This is a genomic window from Roseisolibacter sp. H3M3-2 (assembly GCF_029211165.1).
GTDB lineage: Bacteria > Gemmatimonadota > Gemmatimonadetes > Gemmatimonadales > Gemmatimonadaceae > Roseisolibacter.
In genome coordinates this window covers 1-4,180 of the sequence record NZ_JARGEK010000391.1, presented here as the reverse complement: position 1 = coordinate 4,180, position 4,180 = coordinate 1, and the positions used below count along the sequence as shown (strand labels likewise).

General features: G+C 77.6%; 4 protein-coding genes. 2 read left to right on the top strand and 2 right to left on the bottom strand.

Annotation, left to right across the window (positions count from 1 at the left end; genetic code table 11):
* On the top strand, window positions 1-396 hold a 396-nt coding region (locus PYV61_RS21710; protein WP_275835592.1), incomplete at its 5' end, for an MOFRL family protein.
* Here the strand turns inward: PYV61_RS21710 and PYV61_RS21705 are convergent.
* The gene (locus PYV61_RS21705; protein WP_275835590.1) at window positions 380-952 is read right to left on the bottom strand and encodes a YdeI/OmpD-associated family protein; all 573 of its coding nucleotides are present in this window, start codon (window positions 950-952) and stop codon (window positions 380-382) included. The two genes, PYV61_RS21710 and PYV61_RS21705, sit on opposite strands and share 17 nt — an antisense overlap.
* A 121-nt stretch (window positions 953-1,073) precedes the next feature.
* On the opposite strand from PYV61_RS21705, the gene PYV61_RS21700 reads away from it, so the two are divergent.
* On the top strand, window positions 1,074-2,966 hold the full coding sequence (locus tag PYV61_RS21700) for a serine/threonine-protein kinase (protein WP_275835588.1): 1,893 nt from the start codon (window positions 1,074-1,076) through the stop codon (window positions 2,964-2,966).
* A 220-nt stretch (window positions 2,967-3,186) separates the two neighbouring features.
* On the opposite strand, the gene PYV61_RS21695 is transcribed toward PYV61_RS21700, so the two are convergent.
* Complete coding sequence (locus tag PYV61_RS21695) at window positions 3,187-4,023, bottom strand: ABC transporter permease subunit (protein WP_275835586.1); 837 nt, start codon at window positions 4,021-4,023, stop codon at window positions 3,187-3,189.
* Window positions 4,024-4,180: the final 157 nt, after the last annotated feature.

The following is a 4,180-nucleotide window of genomic DNA, read 5'->3' as shown; positions in this document are numbered from 1 at the left end:
CAGAACGACATGGCTACGATCCGACTTCTGTGGGGCGGCGAGACGACCGGCGCGCGGCGCGGCGGCGGGCGCGGGGGGCGCAACCAGGAGCTCGCGCTGGCGGCGGCGGCGCAGCTCGCGCTCATGCGCGCGCCCGGCGTGGTCGCGAGCGCCGGCACCGACGGGGTCGACGGCCCCACCGCCGCCGCCGGCGGGATCGTCGACGCGCCGGCCGGCGACGCGCTGCGCGCGCGCGGCGGCGACCCGGCGCTGGTGCTCGCCGACAACGACGCCTACGCCGCGCTCGACGCGGCGGGGGCGCTGCTGCGCCCCGGGCCGACGCACACCAACGTGATGGACGTGCAGGTCGCCCTGTGCGGCGCGGCCGGCGCGGCCGACGCTACTGGCCGGCCCTGACGTTCCGCGCCGCCAGCGCGACCGTCTCCGCCACGCGCCGCGCGCGCGTCTCCGGGCGCTTCGCGGTGGTGACCCACGTCAGGATGCGCTTGCGCACCCCGGGCGGGAACGCCGCGAAGTGCGCGCGCGCCTCGGCGTTCGCGGCCAGCGCCTCCTCCAGGTCGGGGGGCACCGCCAGCGCCTCCGCGGCGTCGAGCAGCCCCCACGAGCCGTCGGCCTTCGCGGCCTCGACGCGCGCCGTCCCCGCGGGCGTCATCCGCCCGTCGCGCGCCAGCCGCTCGACGCGCGCCTTGTTGGTGGCCGACCAGCCGCTGCGCGCCTTGCGCGGCGACATGCGGATCACCGACCGCCGCGCGTCGCCGCCGCGCGCCACGGAGTCGATCCAGCCGTAGCACAGCGCCTCCTCGACCAGCGCGTCGTAGGTGAGGTCGCCGAGCCCGGCGCCCTTCTTCGGGTAGGCGAGCCAGATCGTGTCGGATTGGCCGTGGTGCGCCGCGAGCCAGGCGCGCCACTCGGCGCGCGTGTCGCAGGTGACGATCGCGTGGTCCTCCGCCATGCCTCGGTCGCGCCTCCGGTGGAAGAGTCTCCCCGAGCATGCGGGCGGCGCGCCGATCCTGCCAGGCGTGCGGCGCGCGCGCGGCGCGCCTAACTTGCCGGCGACGCTCCGCCGCCCTCCCATGGATCCCTTCCCGCCCGACGACGTCCTCGGCGCCCAGGTCGCCGACGCCCTGCGCGACGCGTTCACGCTCGAGCGCGAGCTGGGGCGCGGCGGGATGGGCGTCGTGTACCTCGCGCGCGACCGCCGCCTCGACCGGCCGGTCGCCCTCAAGGTGCTGCCGCCGCCGCTGGCGCGGCAGCCCGACGTGCGCGAGCGCTTCCTGCGCGAGGCGCGCACCGCGGCCAAGCTGTCGCACCCGCACATCGTCCCCGTGTACCGCGCCGACGAGGCGGAGGGGCTCGCGTACTTCACGATGGCGTTCGTCGAGGGGGAGTCGCTCGGCGACCGCGTGCGCGACCGCGGCCCGCTCGCCGCCGGCGAGGCGGTGCGCATCCTGCGCGAGGTGGCGTGGGCGCTCGCCTACGCGCACGCGCGCGGCGTCGTGCACCGCGACATCAAGCCGGAGAACATCCTGCTCGAGCGCCCGGTGCACGGCGGCGGCCCGGGGCGCGCGCTCGTCTCCGACTTCGGGATCGCGCGCCTCGCCGACGGCGTCGCGGCGGGCGACGGCAGCGAGCGGCTGACGCTCGAGGGGCACGTGCTCGGCACGCTCCACTTCATGAGCCCCGAGCAGGTGCAGGGCGGGCCGCTCGACGGGCGGAGCGACCTGTACGCGCTGGGCGTCGTCGCCTACCACGCGCTGAGCGGGCGCCTGCCGTTCGAGGAGCTGCGCGGCCCCGCCGTGCTGGTGGCGCACGCGACGCGCCCCGCGCCCCCGCTGCGGAGCGTCGCCCCCGGCGTCCCCGCCGCGCTCGCGGCCGCGGTCGACCGCTGCCTCGAGAAGGCGCCCGATGCGCGCTGGCCGACGGGCGAGGCGCTCGCCGAGGCGCTGGAGCGCGCGGTGGAGGACGCGGGCGCGCGCGACGCGGCCCCGGCGCTCCCCGACGGGCTCCCCGACGTGGTGAGCGAGGCCGAGGCGGCGGCGATCTGGCAGCGCGCGGCGCAGCTGCAGGCCGACGCGCTGCGCCGGCTGGAGGAGCGGCGCGACCTGATGCGGCAGCAGGCGGCGCTCGCGCCCGCCGACGGCTACCGCCTCGCCGACGTGGCAGGAGCCGCGGAGGAGGCGGGGATCTCGCGGCAGTACGTGGCGATGGCGCTCGCCGAGCTGCCGCGCGGCGCCACCGCGGTCGCCCCGGCGCCGATGGGGATCGGGGAGCGGCAGGCGACGTTCTTCCTCAAGGCGCGCGAGCGCAGCCTCGGCGTGTCGCACGTCGTCGCCGCACCCCCCGCGCGCACGCTGCGCGCGCTGGGCGCGGTCCTGCCGCGCGCGCCGTACGAGCTGCAGCTGCGCGACACGGTCGGCGCGCACCCGCTCGACGGCGGCGTGCTGGTGTTCGACCTGCCGGGGCCCGTGCTGCTGATGCCGTCGCCGATGGACCAGTTCAACAAGTACTGGCTCAACACGCACCACGCGCTGGAGGCGACGCAGCTGCAGGTGACGCTGCGCGCGCTGCCCGGCGACCCGGGGCGCACCGAGGTGACGATGACGTGCGACCTGCGCCCCGGCGTGCGGCGCAACGTGCGCGCGTCGCAGGTGATCGCGGGCGGCGTCGGGAGCTTCGGCGGCGCGATCACGGGCGCGGCGCTGGCGAAGGGCGGCGCGGTCGCCGCGAGCGCGGCGGTGAGCGCCCTCGGCGCCGCCGTCGGCGAGGGGCTCGGCGCGCTGTCGCTGGCGTGGTACCGGTGGCTCTACCCGTCGGTGCTGCGCAAGGCGCGCGCGGAGATGCAGCGCGCGCTGCAGGCGGTCGGCGCGTCGGTGCAGGCGGAGGCGGTGTTCGGCGCGCCGCCGCCGCCGCCGGCGCTGCCGCGGGCGGCGGGGGAGCAGACGACGGCGTCGGTGCTGCGGCTCTAGTCCAACGGCGAAGAGCCGGAGACGGCGTAGATCCGGGTAGTGCGCAGGGCGGGGTGCACCGAACCAAGGGGTGGGGCGCAGAGCGGGATAACGCGGACCTACCGGCTCGAGGCTGCAGGTCCGCCGTACCCCGGTGTGCGCACTACCCCTGTGTTCGCCCCATCCCGATCTGCGCCGTCTCCAGAAGTGCGCCGTACCCCGCTCTCCGCCGTGGGGAAGGTCAGAGCCGCGACACCAGCCTCGCCCGCCTGAAGCTCCGCACCCCCGCCCGCAGCAGCAGCAGCGCCGCCCCCAGCGCCACCGCGCCGATCACCCCGAGCGTCCCCGCGCGCAGCACCACCGCGCCCTTGACCGCGCTCACCACGAGCCCGATCAGCGGCAGGATGAACAGCCCGCCCACCTGCACCGCGTCCTGCGTGCGCTGCACGCGCAGCGACACCGCGACCATCGCCGCCAGCCCGAACGCGGCGAACGCCGGGCCCACCCACGCCGCCAGCACGAGCGACGCGGCGCTGAACGGCGGGTGCCACCCGTACGCCGCCTCGCCCACGCCCGACACGACGGCGTAGTAGAGCAGGAAGCCGAGCAGCGACACCGACAGCGCCGGCACCGCCGCCGCCAGCACCTTGCCGACGAACAGCTCGGCGTCGCTCGGCGGCGTGTAGAGCAGCGCCTCCAGCGTCGCCCGCTCGCGCTCCCCGGCGAAGCTGTCGGCGGCGATCACGTTCGCCACCATGAACGGGACCAGCAGGAAGAGCGGCGGGAAGAGCTGCGTGTGCACCAGCAGCAGCCACTTCTGCTCGTACGACGCGCCGCCGTCGGCGAACCCCGACGCCAGCGCGGCGCGCGCCTCCGCCGGGAGCGCCGTCATCAGCTGCCCGAACGCGCGCGCCGCCTGCGGGTCGTCGCCGCCGAACGCGGGGAGCAGCGCCACCAGCCCGGGGAGCAGCACGAGGAAGCCGAGCGGGATGACGAGCAGCGGCGTCATGATCGCGCGGCTGCGCCGCACGCCGGTGAGGTCGCGGCGGGCGATCGCCCAGAGCGCGCGCGCGTTCACGCGGCCTCCCCCGGGGCGGCCGGCGGCGCGAGGTCGGGCTGCAGCGCGAAGTACGCGTCGGCGAGCGACGCGCGCTCGGGCGCCACGCGGTACACGCGCACCCCTGCGGCGGCGAGCGTCGCCACCAGGCGCGGCACGCGCTCGAGCGCCAGCGCGC

Bases quoted from the DNA above. Each gene is read 5' to 3' on its own strand.
- PYV61_RS21705 (WP_275835590.1), bottom strand. From the start codon at position 952: ATGGCGGAGGACCACGCGATCGTCACCTGCGACACGCGCGCCGAGTGG.
- PYV61_RS21700 (WP_275835588.1), top strand. From the start codon at position 1,074: ATGGATCCCTTCCCGCCCGACGACGTCCTCGGCGCCCAGGTCGCCGAC.